This window comes from Massilia phyllosphaerae, assembly GCF_034659755.1.
Lineage (GTDB): Bacteria > Pseudomonadota > Gammaproteobacteria > Burkholderiales > Burkholderiaceae_D > Telluria > Telluria phyllosphaerae.
This window is the reverse complement of record NZ_JAXSQX010000001.1, coordinates 1,354,198-1,375,109: the sequence shown is the minus strand read 5'-3', so window position 1 is coordinate 1,375,109 and position 20,912 is coordinate 1,354,198. Positions and strand designations below refer to the sequence as shown.

Sequence of the window (20,912 nt, the reverse complement as noted above, 5' to 3'; positions counted from 1 at the left end):
CCCTCCATCGAACAGCGAACGAACCGACCAGGTTGCAACGCCCTGGCCGACGGGGATTGACCGGGCCTTCGGCCCGATCTCCCGGTGATTACAGGTCGAGCAGCAGGCGCGACGGATCTTCCAGCGCGTCCTTCATCGCCACCAGGGCCAGCACGGCTTCGCGGCCGTCGATGATGCGGTGGTCATAGGACATGGCCAGGTAGTTCATCGGACGGATCACGATCTCGCCGTTCTCGACCACGGCACGGTCCTTGGTCGCGTGCACGCCCAGGATCGCCGACTGCGGCGGGTTGATGATCGGGGTCGACAGCATCGAACCGAAGGTGCCGCCGTTCGAGATCGAGAAGGTGCCGCCGGTCAGGTCTTCCAGAGTCAGCTTGCCGTCCTTGGCTTTCTGGCCGAATTCGCCGATCTTCTTCTCGATGTCGGCGATCGACATCTGGTCGGCGTTGCGCAGGATCGGCACCACCAGGCCACGCGGCGAGCCGACGGCGATACCGATGTCGAAGTAGCCGTGGTAGATGATGTCGTTACCGTCGACCGACGCGTTGACGATCGGGTACTTCTTCAGTGCGGCAACGGCGGCCTTGACGAAGAAGGACATGAAGCCCAGCTTGACGCCGTGCTCTTTCTCGAACTTGTCCTTGTACTTGGCGCGCAAGTCCATGACCGGCTTCATGTTGACTTCATTGAAGGTGGTCAGGATGGCGTTGGTCGATTGCGACTGCAGCAGGCGCTCGGCGATACGGGCGCGCAGGCGGCTCATCGGCACGCGCTCTTCCGGACGGTCGCCCAGGTTGGCCGGGCTTGCAGCCTGGGCAGCGACTTGCGGCAACGCTGCCTTCGGTGCCTGCTGCTGCAGCGGTGCCGGTGCGGCCGGTGCAGGCGCAGCGGCGCCGGCAGGCTTGTTGGCGACGGCGGCCAGGGCGTCGCCCTTGGTCACGCGGCCGTCACGACCGGTGCCGCTGGCATCCGAAGTGCTCAGGTTGTTGTCGGCCAGGATCTTGGCGGCGGCCGGCATGGCGACGTCGGACTTGGAACCGCCGGTAGCGGCCGGGGTCGAATGCGGTGCGGCAGCGGCAGCCGGGGCATTGGCGACCGGCGCGGCGGTGATCGAGATCGGGCTGGTCTGGGCCGAGGCTTCGGTATCGATGATCGCGATGGTTTCACCGGCAACGACGGTGGCGCCGTCGGCCTTGATCAGCTGCACGATCACGCCGGCGGACGGTGCCGGCAGTTCCAGGACCACCTTGTCGGTCTCGATGTCGATCATGTTCTCGTCGCGCGAAACGGATTCGCCGACCTTCTTGTGCCACGACAGCAGGGTCGCTTCTGCGACCGATTCCGACAGCTGGGGGACCTTGACTTCGATTTGTGCCATTTAGAAAACTCCAATATTTGTGCGGTAAAAACCCCGTGCCGTATGTGCTCCACATGCAGCACGGGGTCATTCGGACGAGCCGTAAATTACTTGGTCAGGATGAAACCCTTGAGTTTCGAGAACGCGGTATCCAGCAGTTCCTTCTGCTGCGCGATGTGCTTGTCGGCGTAACCGACGGCAGGCGCTGCGGAAGCCGGACGGCCGGCATAGGCCAGGCGCTGGCCTGCTTCCATGCTTTCGAACAGGTTGTGCTGGATCTGGAACCACGGACCCTGGTTTTGCGGCTCGTCCTGCGCCCACACCACTTCGGTGGCGTTCGGGTAGCGCTTCAGTTCGGCGCCGAATGCCTTGTGCGGGAACGGGTACAGCTGCTCGATACGGATGATGGCGGTGTCGCTGACGCCGCGCGTCTTGCGTGCATTGACCAGGTCGTAGTAGACCTTGCCCGAGCAGGCGATCACGCGCTTGACCTTGTTGGCGTCGATCTTGTCGTCCAGTTCCGGAATCACGGTCTGGAAACCACCCTTGGCCAGGTCGGTCAGGGCCGAGCCGGCGTCCTTGTTACGCAGCAGCGACTTCGGCGTGAAGATCACCAGCGGCTTGCGGAACTGGCGCACCATCTGGCGGCGCAGCAGGTGGAAGATCTGGGCGGCGGTGGTCGGCTGCACGACTTGCATGTTGTGGTCGGCGCACAGCTGCAGGAAGCGCTCGATACGTGCCGACGAGTGCTCCGGACCCTGGCCTTCGTAGCCGTGCGGCAGCATCAGCACCAGGCCCGAAGCGCGGCCCCACTTCACTTCGCCGGAGGCGATGAACTGGTCGATCACGACCTGGGCACCGTTGACGAAGTCGCCGAACTGGCCTTCCCAGATGGTCAGGGTGTTCGGTTCGGCGGTCGAGTAGCCGTATTCGAAGCCCAGCACCGCTTCTTCCGACAGCACCGAGTCGATCACGGTGAAGTTGGCCTGGTTTTCCTGGACGTTGGCCAGCGGCAGGTAGATGCCCTGGTCCCAGCGCTCGCGGTTCTGGTCGTGCAGTACGGCGTGGCGGTGCACGAAGGTGCCGCGGCCGGCATCCTGGCCCGACAGGCGCACGGCGTAGCCCGAGGCCAGCAGCGATGCGTAGGCCAGGTGTTCGCCCATGCCCCAGTCGAGGTTCATCTCGCCCTGGCCCATCTTCGCGCGGTCGCCCAGCACCTTCTCGACCAGCGAGTGCAGCTTGAAGTTTTCCGGCACGGTGGTGATGCGCTGGGCCAGGCGTTTCAGCTCGGTCAGCGGCACTGCGGTGTCGGCGGCGTCGGTCCACTTCTTGTTCAGGAACGGCGCCCAGTCGACGGCGTACTTGTTCTTGAAGTCGGTCAGCACCGGGTCGGTGGTGTGCTTGCCGGCGTCCATCGCGGCGCGGTATTCGGCGACCAGCTGGTCACCGCCGTCGGCGGCGATGGTGTTCTGCGCAGCCAGCTTGTCCGCGTACATCTTGCGGGTGCCCGGGTGCTTGGCGATCTTCTTGTACATCAGCGGCTGGGTCAGGGCCGGGGTATCCTGCTCGTTGTGGCCCAGCTTGCGGTAGCAGATGATGTCGACCACCACGTCCTTGTGGAACTCGGTGCGGTAGTCCATCGCGATCTGGGTGGCCAGCACGACGGCTTCCGGATCGTCGGCGTTCACGTGCAGCACCGGTGCCTCGATCATCTTGACGACGTCGGTGCAATACAGGGTCGAGCGCGCATCGCGCGGGTCGGAGGTGGTGAAGCCGATCTGGTTGTTGATGACCAGGTGGACGGTACCGCCGGTGCCGTAGCCGCGGGTCTGGGCCAGGTTCAGGGTTTCCATGACCACGCCCTGGCCGGCGAAGGCGGCGTCGCCGTGCACCAGGATCGGCAGCACTTCCTTGCCCAGGCGGTCGCCGCGACGCTCCATGCGCGCCTTGACCGAGCCTTCGACGACCGGGTTGACGATTTCCAGGTGCGACGGGTTGAACGCCAGCGACAGGTGGACCGGGCCGCCCGGGGTCGAGATGTCGCTCGAGAAGCCTTGGTGGTATTTCACGTCGCCGGACGGCAGGTCGTCGGCGTGCTTGCCTTCGAATTCCTCGAACAGGTCGCCCGGGGCCTTGCCCAGGGTGTTGACCAGCACGTTCAGGCGGCCGCGGTGGGCCATGCCGATGACGATTTCCTGCACGCCCTGCTCACCGGCGCGCTGGATCACTTCGTCCATCGAGGCGATGAAGGATTCGCCGCCTTCCAGCGAGAAGCGCTTGGCGCCGACGTACTTGGTGTGGAGGTAGCGTTCCAGGCCTTCGGCCGCGGTCAGGCGCTCGAGGATGTGCTTTTTCTTTTCGGCGGTGAAGGCCGGGGTCGAGCGGATCGATTCCAGCTTTTCCTGCAGCCAGCGCTTTTCGGTCGGGTCGCTGACGTACATGAATTCAGCGCCGATCGAACGGCAGTAGGTATCGCGCAACATGTTCAGCAGGTCGCGCAGCGATGCGTCGTCCTTGCCGAAATAAGTGTTGCTGATATTGAATTTGGTGTCGAGGTCGGCTTCGGTGAAGCCGTAGAAGGCGGGGTCCAGCTCCGGGATCGGCGGACGTTCCTGGCGCTGCAGCGGGTCCAGGTTGGCCCAGCGCGAACCGAGGTAGCGGTAGGCGGCGATCAGCTGGGTCACGGCGACGCGCTTGCGGCCGAGTTCAGCGTCGGGCGATGCGGTCACGGTGCGGATCGGGCCCTGCTTGGCGCGCTCGGCGAAGGAGGCGATCACGGACGAGTGATCCACGTCCGGCTTGGCGGAACCGTCGACGGCAGGCATGTGCTGCATGGCGTCGAAGTAAGCGCGCCAGTTGTCCGGAACCGAACCCGGATTGCTCAGGTACGCTTCGTACAACTCTTCCACATACGGCGCGTTACCGCCGAACAGGTAGGAGTTGGCGTTATATTGTTGCATCATTCTTGCTCACCTTTCTTCGCGTTTCGCGAACTTAGGGCGGGTTATCTAACCTTCCGCGACACGGCCTGACCGGTTAGCGGATCGCACTACTACTCAAGTTGTGGGGGAAGGACTTTACGACGCAATAAAGCAGCGAAAGGATCAACAGCCTGCTACCCATTTTGCGCACGGTATTGTAACGCAAGCAGTGAAGTCAGGCAGACACCGCAGACACATAATTTGTTGCCATATGTGACGGTTGACCATCTAAATGATAATCGTTATCATTTACCCATGAGCTCATCCACGCCCACGCAGGCATCCGCTGCCGCACCCGAACAGGATACGCCGACTTTGCCGGGCGCGCGCCGTGCCGTCTTCCTGCGCCAGCTGCACCAGTGGCACTGGATCAGTTCCGCCATCTGCCTGATGGCCATGCTGCTGTTCAGCGTGACCGGCTTCACGCTGAACCATGCGGCACAGATCGAAGCCAAGCCGAGCGTGACGCGCCTGAAGGCGGCCTTGCCGCCGGCGCTGCAGAAAGAACTCGAAGCCTTCGCCACCGAACATGCGGACGCCAAGCTGCCGCTGCCGGCCGCTCTGGCCGACTGGGCCGAACGCTCCTTCCCGGTCGAGGTGCGCGGCGTGCGCGCCGAATGGAGCGAGGAAGACGCCTACGTGGCCCTGCCCCGCCCCGGCGGCGACGCCTGGCTACGCATCGGCGCGGATGGCCAGGCCGAATACGAAAAGACCGACCGCGGCTGGATTTCCTGGCTGAACGACATGCACAAGGGCCGCAACGCCGGCACCGTGTGGAGCTGGTTCATCGACATCTTCGCGATCGCCTGCCTGGTGTTCTGCATCACCGGTTTCCTGATCATGAAATACCACGCGGCCAACCGGCCGTCGACCTGGCCCGTGATCGGCTTCGGCATCGTGCTGCCGATCGTGCTGGCCCTGCTGTTCGTTCACTAATATAAATACACTTACCGAGAAAGCGATCCATGAAACTGTCCCGCACGCTCGCCCTGACCCTGCCGCTCGTCTCCGGCGGCGCCATGGCTGCCGACCTGACCGTCAAGTTCGACCTGCCCCAGCTGAACGTGGCCGAGTACCACAAGCCCTATGTCGCGATCTGGGTCGAGCGCGCCGACCAGACTGTCGCTTCTACTCTTGCCGTGCTATACGACGTCAAGAAGCCCAACAACGCCGGCGAGAAGTGGGTCAAGGACCTGCGCACCTGGTGGCGCAAGGCCGGGCGCGACAGCCAGCTGCCGATCGACGGCGTGTCCGGCGCCACCCGCGCCGCCGGCACCCAGACCCTGACCTTCGCCGGCGCCAAGTATGGCCTGGATAAACTGCCGGCCGGCGACTACAAGCTGGTCATCGAAGCCGCGCGCGAATCCGGCGGCCGCGAACTGGTGCGCGTGCCCTTCACCTGGCCGGCCAAGGGCAAGCTGGCCGCCTCCGCGACCGGCAAGGAAGAGCTGGGCGCGGTATCGATCGCCGTCCAATAACTCAGGAGACGCCTCATGAAGAAAATCGTCATCGTGCTGGCCCTGGCCGGCGCCGCCTTTTCCGCCCACGCCCACCGTCCATGGATGGTGCCGACCCAGACCCTGATCGAATCCGACCGCGAGACCTGGGTCACGATCGACGGCGCCGTCTCGGAAGGCCTGTTCGACGTCGACCACATGCCCCTGCGCATGGAAGGCCTGACCGTCATCGCCCCGGACGGCACGACCAGCCAGGCACCGGCGCCGAGCGTCGGCAAGCACCGCTCCACGGTCGACGTCCAGCTGCCCAAGGACGGCACCTACCGCTTTACGCTGGCCGCGACCAACGTCATGGGCACCTATAAGCTGAACGGCGAGACCAAGCGCTTCGGCCGCGGCGGCCAGCCCGAGGCCCCGGCCGGGGCCACCGACGTCAAGACCACCACCATGGTCCAGCGCCAGGACACCTTCGTCACCCGCAACAAGACCAGCAGCGGCGCCCTGAAGCCGGTCGGCAGCGGCCTGGAAATGGTGCCGCTCACCCACCCGAACGAGCTGCATGCCGGCGAACGGGCCAAGTTCCGCTTCCTGCTGGACGGCAAACCGCTGGCCAACTTCCCGTTCAGCCTGGTCCCGGGCGGCGTCAAGTACCGCGGCACCGCCAACGAAGTGCGCCTCAGCACCGACGCCAACGGCGAAGCCAGCTTCACGCTGCCGGCGCCGAACATGTACTGGCTGAGCGCCGCCTATCCGGCCGATGCGCCACGCGGCCCCGATGGTCCCGCCAAGCGCTACAGCTATTCGGCCACGCTCGAGATCCTACCGGAGTAAATAGAGCGGCATGCCCGAAGTCCTCATGCGTCAAGTCCTGGTTCCACTCGCCATCGACCCCAGCCCACCGCCGCCCGGCAGCCGCCCCCTGGCGCTGTCCGGTACCGCCATGGGCAGCGCCTGGTCGGCGCGCCTGATGCTGCCCGGCGGCGCCGATGCCGAACTGGCGCCGGCGCTGCAGGCCGAGCTGGACCTCGTGGTGGCCCAGATGAGCCACTGGGAACCGGACTCGCTGCTGTCGCGCTACAACCGCGCCCCGGCCGGCAGCTGGCATGATCTGCCCTCGCCCTTCTTCGAGGTGATCGACTACGCGCTGTCGGTGCGGCAGTCCAGCGGCGGCGCCTACGACCCGGCGGCCGGTGCGCTGGTCGACCTGTGGGGCTTCGGGGCCACCAAGCGCTACGACCAGGCCGGCTTCTACGCGCCGGACGCGCAGGCCATCGGCGCCGTGCTGGCGCGACGCCGCCATGCCCAGCCGCTACTGGACCGCGCAGGCCGGCGCCTGCTGCAGCCGGGCGGCGCCGTGCTCGACCTGTCGGCCGTGGCCAAGGGCCATGCGGTGGACCGGCTGGCGCTGTACCTCGAGCGGCTGGGCATCCGCCACTACCTGGTCGAAGCCGGCGGCGAACTGCGCGGCGCCGGTGTCAAGGGCGACGGCCAGCCGTGGTGGGTCGAAATCGAAGGCGTGCCCGACGCCGCTGCCGATACCGATGCTGCGGCCGCAGCCACCGAACAGCCCCTGCTGGCCCTGCACGGGCTGGCGGTGGCCACCTCGGGCGACTACCGGCGCTTCTACCGGCAGCAGGCCGGCGGCCGCATCTCGCATACGCTCGATCCGCGCAGCGGCCGGCCGATCGCCAACGGCGTCGCCTCCTGCACCGTGATCGCCCCCACCTGCATGGCGGCCGATGCCCTGTCCACCGCCCTCACCGTGCTGGGGCCGCGGGACGGCCTGGCGCTGGCCGAGCGCGACGGCATCGCCGCCCGCTTCCTGGTGCGCGCCGCCACGGCCGATACCGGCCTCAGCGCCATCACCTCTTCCGCCTGGCGCGCCCTGTTGCAATGATGATCACCACCGAACCCTTGCGCTGGGGCGGCGCCCTGTTGCTGTCGGCCGGCTGGCTGGCGCTGAGCCTGCGCACCTGGTACGCGCAGCGCGCCGCCAACGGCAACGCCGCCACGGCCGACTGGCTGGTGGTGCATGCCAGCCAGACCGGCAACGCCGAGACCCTGGCCAGGCACACCGCCGCGACCATCGCCACCGGCGGCCTGCAGGCGCGCGCCGCCTGCATCTCCAGGCTCGACGAGGCGGCGCTGGCCGGCGCCACCAATATCCTGTTCGTCGCCAGCACCTACGGCGAAGGCGACGCCCCCGACGTGGCGGCGCGTTTCGCCGCCCGCCTGATGGCCAGGAAGGTCGACCTCGGCCACCTGCACTACGCCGTGCTGGCGCTGGGCGACGACAACTACATCAATTACTGCGGCTTCGGCCGCGCGCTCGACGCCTGGCTGGCAAAACAAGGCGCCACCCGCCTGTTCGAGCGCATCGACGTCGATAAGAACAGCGCCGCCGCGCTGGCCGAGTGGCAGCACCACGTCGGCCGCCTGGCCGGCACCGCGGACGCCCCCGACTGGGCGGCGCCGGCCTATGGCGAATGGCGCATCGGTGAGCGCCAGCTGCTCAATCCGGGCAGCAGCGGCGCGCCGCTGTACCGGCTGGCGCTGGTGCCGGCCGACGGCGCCCTGCCCGACTGGGAAGCCGGCGACCTGGCCCAGGTCAGCGCGCCGTTTGATCCGGAACACCCGCGCGAATACTCGATCGCCTCGCTGCCCGCCGAAGGCCGGCTCGAGTTGCTGGTCCGCCTGCAGCGCAGGGAGGACGGCACCCCGGGCGCGGCCTCGGGCTGGCTGTGCCAGGACGCCGCCACCGGCATCGACGGCGGCGACCCGGTCCAGCTGCGCGTGCGCGCGCACGAACGCTTCCGCCTCGGCGCCAACGCGCGCCGTCCCTTGATTGCGATCGGCAACGGCAGCGGACTGGCCGGCCTGCGCGCGCTGCTGAAAGCGCGTATCCACGCCGGCGAGCACGCCAACTGGCTGCTGTTCGGCGAACGCCAGATCCGCCACGACTTCCTGCTGCGCGAAGAGCTGCTGGGCTGGCAGGATGCGGGCTGGCTGCAGCGCATCGACCTCGCCTTTTCGCGCGACCGCGCCGGCCCCGACGGCAAGGATCGCCATTACGTCCAGCATTTGCTGCGCGACCAGGCGACACTGGTCCTCAACTGGATCGAACGCGGCGCCGCCATCTATGTCTGCGGCAGCCTGCAGGGCATGGCCGGCGGCGTGCACGAAGCGCTCACGGAAATCCTCGGCGCCGCCACGCTGGAACAGCTGGTCACCGACGGACGCTACCGGCGCGATGTGTATTGACGACAGATTCGTCATTATTGTTTGTTCCTACCTGCACGATTGAAATAATTTTTCCATTTCCACATGGAAATTGATTAAACTGCCAGTCAACTGTTCGACCTACTTCTTCCGGTCGAACAGCCAGTAACCGATTCGGCAGCACCATGCATGCACCCGCATTGACGACACATGGGTGCACGGCCCGCAGGCATTGCGGGCCGGGACTGACTCACAACCACAAGAACAAATGGGGCATGGCAGCCATCGCCATGCATGCGCAGGGACACTTATGCTTATTTCCGATAAATTGATGCGAACTTCCGCCGATCCGATTTCCTCCCAGCCTGCCGACATCCGGCAGGAACTGGCGCTGGCCGCCCTCGACGCCATCAACCGCGTCCAGGCCGTGGTCGAATTCGACCTGCAAGGCAACATCATCCTGGCCAACCAGAACTTCCTGGATGCGATGGGCTATACCCGCGCCGAGATCGCGGGCCAGCACCACCGCATGTTCTGCACCGACGAGTTCGCCAATTCGGACGGCTACCAGGCCTTCTGGCAGGCCCTCGCCAGCGGCCAGCCGAGCAGCGGCGAGTTCATGCGCATCGACAAGCACGGTTTCCCGGTCTGGCTGCAGGCGTCCTACAACCCGGTCTTCGACGGCGAAGGCAAGCCGGTCAAGATCATCAAGTTCGCCACCGACATCACCGCCGCCAAGCTGCAAAGCGCCGACAATGCCGCCAAGATCGACGCCATCAACCGCGCCCAGGCCGTGATCGAGTTCGACCTCAACGGCCGCATCGTGCACGCCAACGACAACTTCCTGGCGGTGATGGGCTACACGCTGGACGAGATCGAAGGCCAGCACCACGCCATGTTCTGCGATCCGGTCTTCGCCGGCACGCCCGAGTACGCCGCCTTCTGGTCGCGCCTGGCGAGCGGCGAACTGCATTCGGGCCAGTTCAAGCGCCGCCACAAGTCCGGCCGCGACGTCTGGATCAACGCCTCCTACAATCCGGTGTTCGGCCCCGACGGCAAGCCGTTCAAGGTCATCAAGTACGCCACCGACATCAGCGCCCGCAAGCTGCGCAACGCCGACTTCGAAGGCCGCATGGCGGCCATCGACCGTGCCCAGGCCGTGATCGAGTTCGACCTCGAAGGCCGCATCCTGCACGCCAACCAGAACTTCCTCGACACCCTCGGCTACGCGCTCGACGACGTCGTCGGCCAGCACCACGCGATGTTCTGCGACCCGGTGTATGCCCGCTCGCACGAATACCGCGCGTTCTGGAAGCACCTCGGCAGCGGCGAATTCCACGCCGGCGAATTCAAGCGCATCGCCAAGGACGGGCACCCGGTCTGGATCCAGGCCACCTACAACCCGATCCTGGACGCCGACGGCAAACCGTTCAAGGTGGTCAAGTTCGCCACCGACGTCACTGCCGTCAAGGCGCGCAACGCCGACTACGAAGGCAAGATGCAGGCGATCGACCGCGTGCAGGCCGTGATCGAGTTCGACCTGCAGGGCAAGGTGCTGGGTGCGAACCAGAATTTCCTCGACACGATGGGCTACGGCCTCGACGAGATCCGCGGCCAGCACCACCGCATGTTCTGCGACCCGGCCTTCGCGCATTCGCCGGAATACCTGGCCTTCTGGGACCGCCTCGGGCGCGGCGAATTCGACGCCGGCGAATACCGCCGCGTCGGCAAGGGCGGCAAGGAAATTTGGATCCTGGCCTCGTACAACCCGATCTTCGACGCCGAAGGCAAGCCGGTCAAGATCGTCAAGTTCGCCACCGACGTCACCCGCCAGAAGGCGCTGTCGGCCGAGAGCCGCGGCCAGCTGGATGCGATCGGGCGCTCGCAGGCCGTGATCGAGTTCGACATGCGCGGCAACGTGCTGTCGGTGAACGACAACTTCCTGCGCACGATGGGCTACGCCGAAGAAGAAGTGCTCAAGCAGCACCACAGCATGTTCTGCGAGCCCGAACTGGTCAAGAGCGCCACTTACCGCCACTTCTGGGCCAACCTGGGCCAGGGCCAGTTCCAGTCCGGCCGCTTCAAGCGCCGCGGCAAGCACGATGCCGACATCTGGATCGTGGCCACCTACAACCCGATCCTCGACGTCAACGGCAAGCCCTATAAAGTGGTGAAGTTCGCGATGGACGTCACCGAGCAGGTGCACCGCGAGGAGCTGGTCAGCGCCAAGGTCAAGGCGATCTCCGGCGTGCTGGGCGAGCTGTCGCAGTCGATCGGCGCGATCGCCGCCGGCGCCCAGCAATCGGCCGGCATGGCGACCCGGACCCAGGCCGACGCCACCGAAGGCAGCAAGCTGCTGGACCGCTCGAAGGACGCGATGCTGGCGATCCAGAAGTCGTCCGCCGACGTGCACGACATCATCGAGACCATCAGCGAGATCGCCAGCCAGACCCACCTGCTGGCGTTCAATGCAGCGATCGAGGCGGCGCGTGCCGGCGAGCACGGCAACGGCTTCTCGGTGGTCGCCAACGAGGTGCGCAAGCTGGCCGAGAAATCGGCGCTGGCGGCGCGCGAGATCTCGAAGCTGATCAACGAGACCGTCAGCCGGGTCGGCGACGGCACCCGCCTGGCGGGCGAGGTCGAGCATGCGTTCGAACGCATCGTGCATTCGGTCGGCGCGACCAGCACCTCGATCAGCCAGATCCACGCCTCGACCAGCGAACAGGCCAGCGCCACGCGCGACGTCTCGAAGCTGCTGAACGAACTGGAAAGCATTGCGACGGAGCGCTGACGCATGGTCCCTACCCCGCCTGCCACCAAGCTGCGCCTGGCGCAGGCCAGCATCGGCGCGACCCACCTCGGCATCCCGGTAGAAGCGGTGGTGCAGGCGATCGCGCTGCCCGACACCCCAGCCTTCCTGCCGCGCCGCCAGGGCGCGCTGCGCGGCGTGGTCGAGCATGCAGGCACTTTGGTGCCGGTGGTCGACCTGGCGCGCTGGGTCGAAACCGGGACCGCGGCCGCCGCCAACGCACAGGATGCGCGCATCCTGGTGCTGCACGAAGGTGGACGCACAATTGGCCTTCAGGTCGATGCCGTGGGCGGCCTGCTCGACGTGGCGCCGCACCTGCTGACGCGCCTGCACCACGACGACAACCCGGAAGACGTGTTCCACACCGCGCTGCGCTCGCCCGACGACGGCCGTATCCTGAGCCTGCTCGAAGTCGGCCGCCTGGCCGACCTGGCGGCGGCCTGGAGCCAGGTCGACGAGGTGATCGCCGCGGCTCCGGCAGTGGCCGGCCCCGCTTCCGCCCGCGCCGGCCACACCTGGGCGCTGCTGCAGACCGGCCACGGCCGGCTGGCCGTGATGCCGGGCGACCTGCCCGAAGTGATGCCGATGCCACCTTTGGAACGCTTCGGCGGCGGCATCGACAGCGCCTACTGCATCTGGCGCGGCCGCCACCTGCCGGTGCTCCCTGCCGGCGCACTGATCGACGGACCGTTCGAGGCCGGCAGCGAGCGCCTGCTGGCCGTGATCGAACACGGCGGCCTCGCGCTCGGCCTGCCGGTACGCGCGGCGCTGCAGATGTGCGCGCTGGAAGGGACCGGGTTGCCCGCCAATAATGGCCTGACCGCCACCCTGTACGACGGCGACGGTCTCGAAGTCCGCCTGCTCGACACCGCGCGCCTGTTCGAACGCTTCCCGGAAGCGGCACTCAGCAAGCCGGCAACGGCGGCAGCGGCCCCCGTGACGGCGGCACGCCAGCGCAGCGCCAACGCGGTCGGCTACATCGTGTACGAAGCCGACGGCCTGGGGGCGACTCCGCTCAGCGCCATCGAGCACATCCTGCCGCTGGCCGGCACCCTGGCGGCCACCATGGACTGGCGCGGCGCCGCCATCCCGATGGTCGACCTGCGCGGTGCGGCGGCCAGCCTCTCGGCCAACGTGCTGGTGGTCAGGGCGGCGGCCGGCCACGTCGGCTACGTGGTGGGGCGCGTGCATTCGATGATCCCGCCGGGCAGCGGGACGCTGTACCGGATGGGCGTCGGCGGCAGCGGGCTGGAGTTCATCACCACCGGCGAGGGGGACGAGCAGGCCAGTTACCGGACTGTCGACCTGGTGGCGCGGGCGGCTGCGTAGGCGCCACACGCATAGCCGTCGCCCCTGCCTTCGCAGGGGCGACGTGCATGTTGCCGGGCTTTATCTGGCTTTCGCAGCCGGCACCGTCAACCCATCCAGCCAACCCACCATCACCCCCGCCAGCGCAATGCGGTGATCCGCAAACCCGTGATCGCTCGCCAGCGTCACCGCCTTCAGCTGCCCGCCGCGCGAGCGGATCGCCGCCGCCAGCGGCGCCACCTGGGCCGCGTTGCCGTACTGGGCGTCGACGATCAGGAGCGGCTTGCGCGCCAGCTGCGGCGCCGCGTCGACCAGGTCCCAGTCGCGCGCGTGGCGTTCGACTTCGGCCATCAGGCGCGCCGCATCGGTGCCGGCCAGGCTGTTGCCGAAATCGTCGCCCATGGCCGCGATCGCATCCTGGCGGCCCTCGGGTTTGGCCAGCACCGCCTTGCCCGAGGCGCCCACGTTCCACGGATCGATCAGCACCGCACCCAGCACATCGTCGTGGGAGGCGGCGTAGCGCGCGGCCAGGAAGCCGCCCATGCTGTGGCCGGCGACGACCAGGCGCGCCGGGTCGATGCCATACTGGCGGGCGTTGTCGGGTCGGCGCAGGAAATCCATCGCCACCTCGACGTCATCGAAGGCGTCGGCCAGCGAGAAGCGGCCCGGCGAACCCCAGCTGCCACGGTAATGCAGCGTCAGCACGTTCCAGCCGGCGCGCCGGATCGCCTGCGCCAGGTCGAGGTTCTGCTCGTTGCCGGGCAGGCCGTGCAGCAGCAGCAGGGTCGGTTTCGGCCCGGCGCCGGACGCCCGCATCAGCAGCGCATTCATGCCTTCGCCGTGGCTGAGGATCAGCACCTGGCGGTTGGCGGCCGGGTAGTTGGCGTCGCGCGCCGGATCGGCGACGACGGCGCGCGGGATGGCCACGGTGGGGGCGGCCGGCGCCGGCGCGGCCAGCACGGCGGCGGCGAGAACGATGGCGGCAAACTGGAGGCGCATGCGGGTTCCTTATCGGTCGGACAGCGTGAACCTGCTGATAATAAATCCTTTTTCACCTAGAATGGCCTTCCACTCTCCATTGCGTGCCACCTTGAAATTCTCGATCGGCCACCGCCTTTTCGTTTCGGTCCTGCTTGCGATCCTCGCGGTGGCGGCCGGCGCCGTGTTCCTGCTGCGCCAGAACGTGCTGGCCAGCTTCGGCGACTACGCCGTCGGCATCGAACTGGACCGCCTGGACGAGCTGTCGGCGGCGCTGGCGCGCCAGTACCGCACTCACGGCGGCTGGGCTTTCATCCCGGCGGACGGACGCCAGGCCTGGATCGCGCGCGAGCTGGAACGCCTGCAGCGGGTGCGCGAGAGCGGCTTGCCGGCAGCGCCACCGGCGCCAGCCGCCCCACCGGCGGCGCCGGCCGCTCCCGCCCTGCATGCGGCGGCAGCCGGCCCGGCCGCGGCGCTACCGGCGGACCCGCCAGCGCCGCCGGCTCCGCCCGCACCGCCGCCGCCCCTGTCCGCGCCGCGCGTGCTCGGGGCCGATATCGATCCGGTGGCGGGGCCGCTGTCGCTGCCGCGCCGCATCACCCTGTTCGATGCCGGCGGCGGCTACCTGGCCGGCCGTCCACCCGGCGCCGTCCCCCTCGCGCGGCGCGCCGTCGAGAGCGGCGGCCGCACCGTCGGCTGGATCGGGGTGGCCCGCGGTGCCCGCCCCAGCGATGCGATGGCGTATGCCTTCCTGGAACAGCTGCACAGCAGCCTGTGGCTGATCTTCGCGGCCGCGGTGGGCTTGAGCGCGCTGGCGGCCATCGGCCTGGCGCGTAATTTCCGGCGCCCGATCGGGGCGCTCGAGGATGGCGCACGCCAGCTGGCCGAGGGCCGTTTCGAGACCCGCCTGCCCGCCAAGCGCAGCGACGAACTGGGCGACCTGGCGCGCCACTTCAACGCCCTGGCAAGCCGGCTGCAGGGCGCCGAGGATGCGCGCCGCCAGTGGGTGGCCGACACCTCGCACGAATTGCGCACGCCGCTGGCGGTACTGCGCGCCCAGCTCGAAGCGCTGCAGGACGGCGTGCGCAGCGCCACCCCGGACACGCTCGACGCCATGCTGCGCCAGGTGCTGGCCCTCAACAAGCTGATCGACGAACTGTATGCGCTGGCCCGCGCCGATGTCGGCGCCCTCGATTGCCGCCCGCTGCCGCTCGACCTGTGGCAGCTGGCCTGCGTCCAGCTCGATGCCTTCGCCGAACGCCTGGGGGCGGCCGGCCTGGCGCTCGACGTCGGCCCGGCACCGGCGCACGGCACCGTGCTGGCCGATCCCGACCGCATGCGCCAGGTGCTCGACAACCTGCTGGAAAACAGCCTGCGCTACACCGCCCCGGGCGGACGCGTGGCCCTGCACGCACAGGCCGAGCGCGGCAGGCTGCAGCTGCACCTCGACGACAGCGCCCCCGGCGTGCCGGACGCCGCGCTGGCGCGCCTGGGCGAGCGCTTCTACCGCATCGACGCCTCGCGCAGCCGTGCCCACGGTGGCGCCGGCCTCGGGCTGGCGCTGTGCCGGCGCCTGCTCGAAGCGCAGGGCGCGTCGCTGGCCTTCGGGCAGTCGCCGCTGGGTGGCCTGCGGGTCACCATCACCATCCCCACATTGAAGGAAACCGCATGAGCACACGCGTTGCCATCGTCGAGGACGAGCCGGAACTGGCCGCGCTGGTGGCCGACTACGCACGCGCCGCCGGCTACGAACCCGCACTGTTCGACGACGGCGCGCAGGCGCTGGCGGCGTTCCAGGACGCGCAGCCGGATCTCGTCGTGCTCGACCTGATGCTGCCCGGCCTCGACGGCCTGAGCGTGTGCCGCGCGCTGCGCGCGTTTTCGCAGGTGCCGGTGATTATGGTCACGGCCCGGGTCGAGGAAATCGACCGCCTGCTGGGCCTGGAAGCCGGCGCCGACGATTACCTGTGCAAGCCCTTCAGCCCACGCGAACTGATGGCGCGCATCAAGGCGATCCTGCGCCGCAGCGGCCATGCGGCGGCGGTACTTGCCGTCGACAGCGCCGCGCATCGTATTACCGTGCACGGCAAGCCGCTCGACCTGACGCCGAGCGAGTACGGCATCCTGGCCGCGCTGGCGCGCCGTCCCGGCCAGGTGTTTTCGCGTGCCCAGCTGCTCGACCTGGCGCGCGAAGGCAATGCCAGCCTCGATGTCACCGACCGTGCCATCGACAGCCACATCAAGAATGTGCGGCGCAAGCTGGAGGCCGTGCTGCCGGGCGTCGAGGCGATCCATTCGATCTACGGGCTGGGTTATCGGTTCGACCTCTGAGCGGTTCGACCTCTGAGCGGTTCGACCTCTGAGCGGTTCGATTTCTAAGCGGCCTCTCCAAATTGTCTCCACATTCGGGCGGCATCATGGCTTCACTCAACTCACTGACTGGAGAAAAAACCATGAAACGTCTTCACCTGCACCACCCGATCCTGCTGCTGGCCCTGATCGCCGCAGCACCCGCCGCCTTTGCCCAGCAACCCCAGGCGCGGGTCCAGTGCTCGGCCGCCAACGGCGACTGCCCGCCGCTGCCGGCGCCGCCAGCACCGCCTGCACCGGGCGTGCGTGGCGTGCCTGTACCGCCAGCGCCGCCCGCACCGCCTGCGCCGGGAATGCGTGGCGTCCCTGTGCCACCTGCCCCGCCCGCACCACCTGCGCCGGGAATGCGTGGCGTGCCTGTGCCACCTGCCCCGCCCGCACCACCTGCGCCGGGAATGCGTGGCGCCCCTGTGCCACCTGCACCGCCTGCGGCGGGAACGCGTGGCCTGCCCGTGCCGCCTGCCCCGCCGGCACCGCCCGCAGCGGGTATGCATCCGCGGCCCCCGCATGCGGCCGCCCCGGACACGCCACCTGCCCCGCCGGCCCCGGCCGTGCCGCCGGTGCCGCCTCAGCCGAAGGAGGCCCCGCGCGACGACCGCGCTCGCTGACACGGCGGCGGCCCGGCCCTGCCTCGACTTTTGCGGGCCGATACCTTATGCTGGCCCGCATGCCGTCCCCGACTCCGCCGAAACCGACCGCCTCCGAACTCGAGCTGCTGCGCATCCTGTGGCAGCTCGGTCCGGCCACGGCGCGGCAGGTGCACGATGCCATCGCCGCGGAGCGCCCCGACTTGACCGCCGCCACCGTGCTGCGCCTGCTGCAGCTGATGCACGGCAAGGGTTTGCTGGTGCGCGACGAGAGCCTGCGCGCCCACGTGTACGCACCGGCCCAGCCGCAGGACGCGATGCAGACCAACCTGGTCAGCGAACTCATCCATAAAGCCTTTTCCGGCTCCGGCAAGGCCCTGATCCTGGCCGCCCTGCGCGGCCACGTCAGCGCCGGGGAGCGTGCCGAGATCAAGGCCATCCTCGACGGGGACAAGGCGCCGTGAGCGCAGCTCCCGAGCGCGATCCCGATCCGCGTCCAGTCGCACCGCGGGAACCCGAACTCGAGGATTGCTGCGGCACCGGCTGCGTCATGTGCGTGTTCGACGCCTACCAGATCGCCCTCGAGAACTACCAGGCCGCCCTGCTCGCCTGGCTGGCACGGCATCCGGAGCAGCCGGCCTAGCGCACTCCGTTCCCTGGCGAACAATCGATCGGCGCGCCTGTCATTACAATCATTGCTTCTACAACGGATGTGGAGGCATTCATGTTCGACATGGATCTACCCTGGTGGGAGTTCGTCGCGCGCGGCGCACTCGTTTATCTGGCTTTACTGGCAATGGTGCGGCTGTCGGGCCGGCGCACGATCAGCCAGCTGACGCCCTTCGACCTGCTGGTCGTGATGCTGCTGTCGGAAGCGGTGTCGAACGGCCTGTCCGGCGGCGACGACTCCGTCAGCGGCGGCCTGATCATCGCGGCCACGCTGATCGTGCTGAATGCCAGCATCGGCATGCTGTCGGCGCGCAGCCGCAAGATGGAAGCGCTGTTCGACGGCGAGACCGTGCTGCTCGGGCGCGACGGCGTGTTCTTCGACAAAGTGGTCAAGCGCAACCGCGTCGGCCAGTCCGACATCGAACAGGCGCTGCGCGAAGCCGATTGTTCGCGTCAGGAAATGCAGTGCGCCTTCCTCGAAGCCGGCGGCAGCATCACCATCACGAAGCGGCCGCTGGCCACCGACCCGCCCAAGACCTGACTGCCCGGACACCTGAGCATTTCCGGATCTCACTCGCCGCTGAGCATTATCTCAGCCGTACGGTGTGCACCTGTGCGCGCCGCCGGTGCTAAGTTTTTGTGCAGCACTCCAGGACGGGGTGCGCGTTGCAGGACTTATGCTCAACAGGAGAGTTCCATGAAACACGTTCTGTCTGTTCTCGCACTCGCCGCGGGTACCGCGCTGGCCGCGCCGGCCTTCGCGCAATCCGGCACGTTCCGGGCGGTCGCCAGTGGACCGGCCGAGTCGCCACCGAACGGCTCGGCCGGCAGCAGCCTGGTGACGATCGAAGTCATCGGCACCCAACTGACGGTCGACGCGCCGTTCCAGGACCTGACCGGCACCACCACCATGGCGCACGTGCACTGCTGCACCGCCGATCCGTTCACCGGCGTGGCGCCGGTCGCGGTACCGTTCACCGGCTTCCCGACCGGGGTCCGCAGCGGAACCTACAGCGCCACCGTGTCGCTGGACGATGCCGCATCCTACGACCCGGTCTTCCTGGCGGCCAACGGCGGCACCGCCCAGGGCGCGTATTCGGCGCTGGTCGACGCCATGCTCGCCAACGAGGCCTACGTCAACATCCACACGGCGGCCTATCCGAACGGCGAAATCCGCGGCTTCGTGGTCGCCGCCCCGATCCCGGAACCGGCCGAGTGGGCGATGCTGGGCGCCGGGCTGGCCGGGCTGGTCTGGCTGGGACGGCGCCGGCGCGACGAGGAGACCTTGCGCCTGGCGGTCTAGGCGAGTTCGGCGCGGGGCGCAGCACCTTGCGCTTCGCAACTGGCAAGCAGCCTGGCCCAGGCCGGGACCGCCGCTTGCCAGAAGGCCGCCAGCGACGCGCCCGCCTTTGCGGCCTGCGGTCCCAGCTCGGCGTCGAGGTCCAGGCCGAGGAAGCGGGCCGCAGCGCGCAGGGCGGCCACCGCCGCCACTTCGTCGCCCGGCTGCACCGCCAGCGCGCCGGTCTGCTTCGAGAGCTTTTCGCCATGCTCGTTGCGGACCACCGGCACGTGCAGGTAGCGCGGTGTCGGCACCCCGAGCAGGCCTTGCAGGTAGATCTGGCGCGGCGTCGAATCGAGCAGGTCGGCGCCGCGCACCACGTCGGTCACGCCCTGCTCCGCATCGTCGACCACCACGGCCAGCTGATAGGCCCAGAAGCCGTCGGCACGCTTCAGCACGAAATCCCCGGAGTCCCGCGCCAGGCATTGCGTCACCCTGCCGGCGAAGCGGTCGATGAAGGTCACCAGGTCGTTGCCGGTGTCGGGCACGCGCAGGCGCAGGCTGCGCGCTGCGCGTCCCGGTGCCAGCCCGTCGCGGCAGGTGCCCGGATAGATGGCGGCGCCATCCGGTCCGACGCCGAGGCGCGAATCGGCGATCTCGCGCCGGTTGCAGCCGCAGCCATACACGGCTTCGGCCAGGCGCCGGCGCGCCGCCTCGTACAGATCCTTGCGCCGGCTCTGCCACACCACCTCGCCGTCGCTGTCCATGCCCAGCCGGTGCAGCAGCGCCAGGATGTCCTCGGCGGCGCCGGGGACGCTGCGGCCCTCGTCGATATCCTCGATGCGGATCAGCCAGGTACCCTGGTGTACGCGCGCGTCGAGATAGCTGGCCACGGCCGCGACCAGCGAGCCGGCGTGCAGCGGACCGGTGGGCGACGGCGCAAAACGGCCGACGTAGGGCTTCGTGGAGAGGGTGGTGGTACTCACTGCGGTAGACGGTCGTGGCGACGGATTGGAAGGCGCCACCTTAGCACATCGGAACGGCGGCCGTGGCGCCTGGCGGCTTGCTTTTGCGGTTCGGTCTTGATCAATGTCGGTTAGTTGCATACATAAGCCATGCAGATGGGGATACGCTGCCGGCGACCAGCCCTGCTGCTATCATTGGAGGTCCGATCCGCCCCGAGATTCCCATGTGCGTCAACTACCGTCCCCCGCTGCCCGAACAACTCGACATGGTCCTCGGCGTCCTGGTCGACCTGATCCGCGACCGCGACTGGGCGCCCGAGACCTGGAAGGATTACGATGCGCCGATCCTGCGTAGCGGCGCCGACGGCCGCTGCGAAGTGAGCCTGGCCAGCTACGGCATGGTGCCGCGCCGCCACATCCCCGCCAGCGTCAAGGTGTTCGACACCATGAATGCGCGCGCCGAGTCGATCGCCGACAAGCGCTCCTTCGCGCCCGCCTGGCACCGCACCCAGCTGTGCGCGGTGCCGATGACCTGCTTCTACGAACCGAACTACGAGAGCGGACGCGCCGAGCGCTACGGCATCGGCATGCGGGACGACGCCCTGTTCTTCGTCGCCGGCCTGTGGCGCGAATGGGGCGAGGCCGACGGCAAGGTCGCGACCTCGTTCACCCAGATCACCATCAACGCCGACGCGCACCCGCTGATGCGCCGCTTCCACAAGCCGGGCGACGAAAAGCGCGCGCTGGTGGTGCTGCCGCCCGGCGACGTCGATGCCTGGCTGCAGTGCCGCAGCCCGGAACTGGCGCGCAGCTTCCTGCGCCACTACCCTGCCGAGGCGATGAAGGCCTGGCCGGCGCCCAACACCGTGCGCAAGACGGCGGCGCCAGCGGCGGCACCGGTGCCCGCCGCGCAGGGCAGCCTGTTCTAGC

General features: G+C 68.3%; 18 protein-coding genes. 14 read left to right on the top strand and 4 right to left on the bottom strand.

Going from position 1 to position 20,912, the window contains the following annotated elements:
* Positions 1–88 precede the first annotated feature (88 nt).
* Together odhB and U1H99_RS06105 are read right to left on the bottom strand one after the other, a co-directional pair.
* A complete protein-coding gene (odhB, locus tag U1H99_RS06110) occupies positions 89–1,381 on the bottom strand; it encodes a 2-oxoglutarate dehydrogenase complex dihydrolipoyllysine-residue succinyltransferase (protein WP_323140839.1) in 1,293 nt (430 codons plus the stop codon).
* A gap of 86 nt (positions 1,382–1,467) precedes the next feature.
* Positions 1,468–4,323, bottom strand: a complete 2,856-nt coding sequence (locus U1H99_RS06105; protein ID WP_323140838.1) for a 2-oxoglutarate dehydrogenase E1 component — start codon at positions 4,321–4,323, stop codon at positions 1,468–1,470.
* Between the two features lie 273 nt (positions 4,324–4,596).
* On the opposite strand from U1H99_RS06105, the gene U1H99_RS06100 reads away from it, so the two are divergent.
* The 7 genes from U1H99_RS06100 (at position 4,597) to U1H99_RS06070 (ending at position 13,155) form a co-directional block, all read left to right on the top strand.
* Entirely contained in the window at positions 4,597–5,277 is a 681-nt protein-coding gene (locus tag U1H99_RS06100; protein ID WP_323140837.1) for a PepSY-associated TM helix domain-containing protein, read from the top strand.
* A 29-nt stretch (positions 5,278–5,306) separates the two neighbouring features.
* Positions 5,307–5,819 (top strand): DUF2271 domain-containing protein, encoded by a 513-nt coding sequence (locus tag U1H99_RS06095; RefSeq protein WP_323140836.1) that lies wholly within the window; start codon positions 5,307–5,309, stop codon positions 5,817–5,819.
* Positions 5,820–5,834: 15 nt separating this feature from the next.
* Positions 5,835–6,629, top strand: a complete 795-nt coding sequence (locus tag U1H99_RS06090) for a DUF4198 domain-containing protein (RefSeq protein WP_323140835.1) — start codon at positions 5,835–5,837, stop codon at positions 6,627–6,629.
* Between the two features lie 25 nt (positions 6,630–6,654).
* On the top strand, positions 6,655–7,695 hold the full coding sequence (locus U1H99_RS06085; RefSeq protein WP_323140834.1) for an FAD:protein FMN transferase: 1,041 nt from the start codon (positions 6,655–6,657) through the stop codon (positions 7,693–7,695).
* Positions 7,692–9,059 (top strand): sulfite reductase subunit alpha, encoded by a 1,368-nt coding sequence (locus U1H99_RS06080; RefSeq protein WP_323140833.1) that lies wholly within the window; start codon positions 7,692–7,694, stop codon positions 9,057–9,059. Before U1H99_RS06085 ends, U1H99_RS06080 begins: the two co-directional genes overlap by 4 nt.
* A 289-nt stretch (positions 9,060–9,348) precedes the next feature.
* Positions 9,349–11,808 carry a methyl-accepting chemotaxis protein gene (locus tag U1H99_RS06075; protein ID WP_323140832.1) on the top strand — a complete coding sequence of 820 codons (2,460 nt, stop codon included), beginning with the start codon at positions 9,349–9,351 and terminating at the stop codon, positions 11,806–11,808.
* A gap of 3 nt (positions 11,809–11,811) precedes the next feature.
* On the top strand, positions 11,812–13,155 hold the full coding sequence (locus tag U1H99_RS06070; RefSeq protein ID WP_323140831.1) for a chemotaxis protein CheW: 1,344 nt from the start codon (positions 11,812–11,814) through the stop codon (positions 13,153–13,155).
* Positions 13,156–13,215: 60 nt separating this feature from the next.
* On the opposite strand, the gene U1H99_RS06065 is transcribed toward U1H99_RS06070, so the two are convergent.
* On the bottom strand, positions 13,216–14,133 hold the full coding sequence (locus U1H99_RS06065) for an alpha/beta hydrolase family protein (RefSeq protein WP_323140830.1): 918 nt from the start codon (positions 14,131–14,133) through the stop codon (positions 13,216–13,218).
* 91 nt (positions 14,134–14,224) lie between these two features.
* Here U1H99_RS06065 and U1H99_RS06060 point away from each other — a divergent pair, with 91 nt between their 5' ends.
* The 6 genes from U1H99_RS06060 to U1H99_RS06035 all read left to right on the top strand — a co-directional run bounded on the left by U1H99_RS06060 (position 14,225) and on the right by U1H99_RS06035 (position 19,041).
* The gene (locus U1H99_RS06060; protein ID WP_323140829.1) at positions 14,225–15,784 is read left to right on the top strand and encodes an ATP-binding protein; all 1,560 of its coding nucleotides are present in this window, start codon (positions 14,225–14,227) and stop codon (positions 15,782–15,784) included.
* Positions 15,781–16,443, top strand: a complete 663-nt coding sequence (locus tag U1H99_RS06055; protein ID WP_323140828.1) for a response regulator — start codon at positions 15,781–15,783, stop codon at positions 16,441–16,443. Before U1H99_RS06060 ends, U1H99_RS06055 begins: the two co-directional genes overlap by 4 nt.
* Positions 16,444–17,149: 706 nt before the next feature.
* Positions 17,150–17,533 (top strand): BlaI/MecI/CopY family transcriptional regulator, encoded by a 384-nt coding sequence (locus U1H99_RS06050; RefSeq protein ID WP_323140827.1) that lies wholly within the window; start codon positions 17,150–17,152, stop codon positions 17,531–17,533.
* The gene (locus tag U1H99_RS06045) at positions 17,530–17,712 is read left to right on the top strand and encodes an oxidoreductase-like domain-containing protein (protein ID WP_323140826.1); all 183 of its coding nucleotides are present in this window, start codon (positions 17,530–17,532) and stop codon (positions 17,710–17,712) included. Before U1H99_RS06050 ends, U1H99_RS06045 begins: the two co-directional genes overlap by 4 nt.
* An 81-nt stretch (positions 17,713–17,793) precedes the next feature.
* A complete protein-coding gene (locus U1H99_RS06040; protein WP_323140825.1) occupies positions 17,794–18,279 on the top strand; it encodes a DUF421 domain-containing protein in 486 nt (161 codons plus the stop codon).
* Positions 18,280–18,435: 156 nt separating this feature from the next.
* Positions 18,436–19,041, top strand: a complete 606-nt coding sequence (locus U1H99_RS06035; protein ID WP_323140824.1) for a CHRD domain-containing protein — start codon at positions 18,436–18,438, stop codon at positions 19,039–19,041.
* Here the strand turns inward: U1H99_RS06035 and gluQRS are convergent.
* Positions 19,038–20,003 (bottom strand): tRNA glutamyl-Q(34) synthetase GluQRS, encoded by a 966-nt coding sequence (gene gluQRS / locus U1H99_RS06030; protein WP_323140823.1) that lies wholly within the window; start codon positions 20,001–20,003, stop codon positions 19,038–19,040. The genes U1H99_RS06035 and gluQRS overlap by 4 nt on opposite strands.
* Before the next feature lie 203 nt (positions 20,004–20,206).
* Between gluQRS and U1H99_RS06025 the strand changes: the two genes are divergently transcribed.
* Positions 20,207–20,911, top strand: a complete 705-nt coding sequence (locus U1H99_RS06025) for an SOS response-associated peptidase (RefSeq protein ID WP_323140822.1) — start codon at positions 20,207–20,209, stop codon at positions 20,909–20,911.
* The last annotated feature ends 1 nt before the right edge of the window (position 20,912 follow it).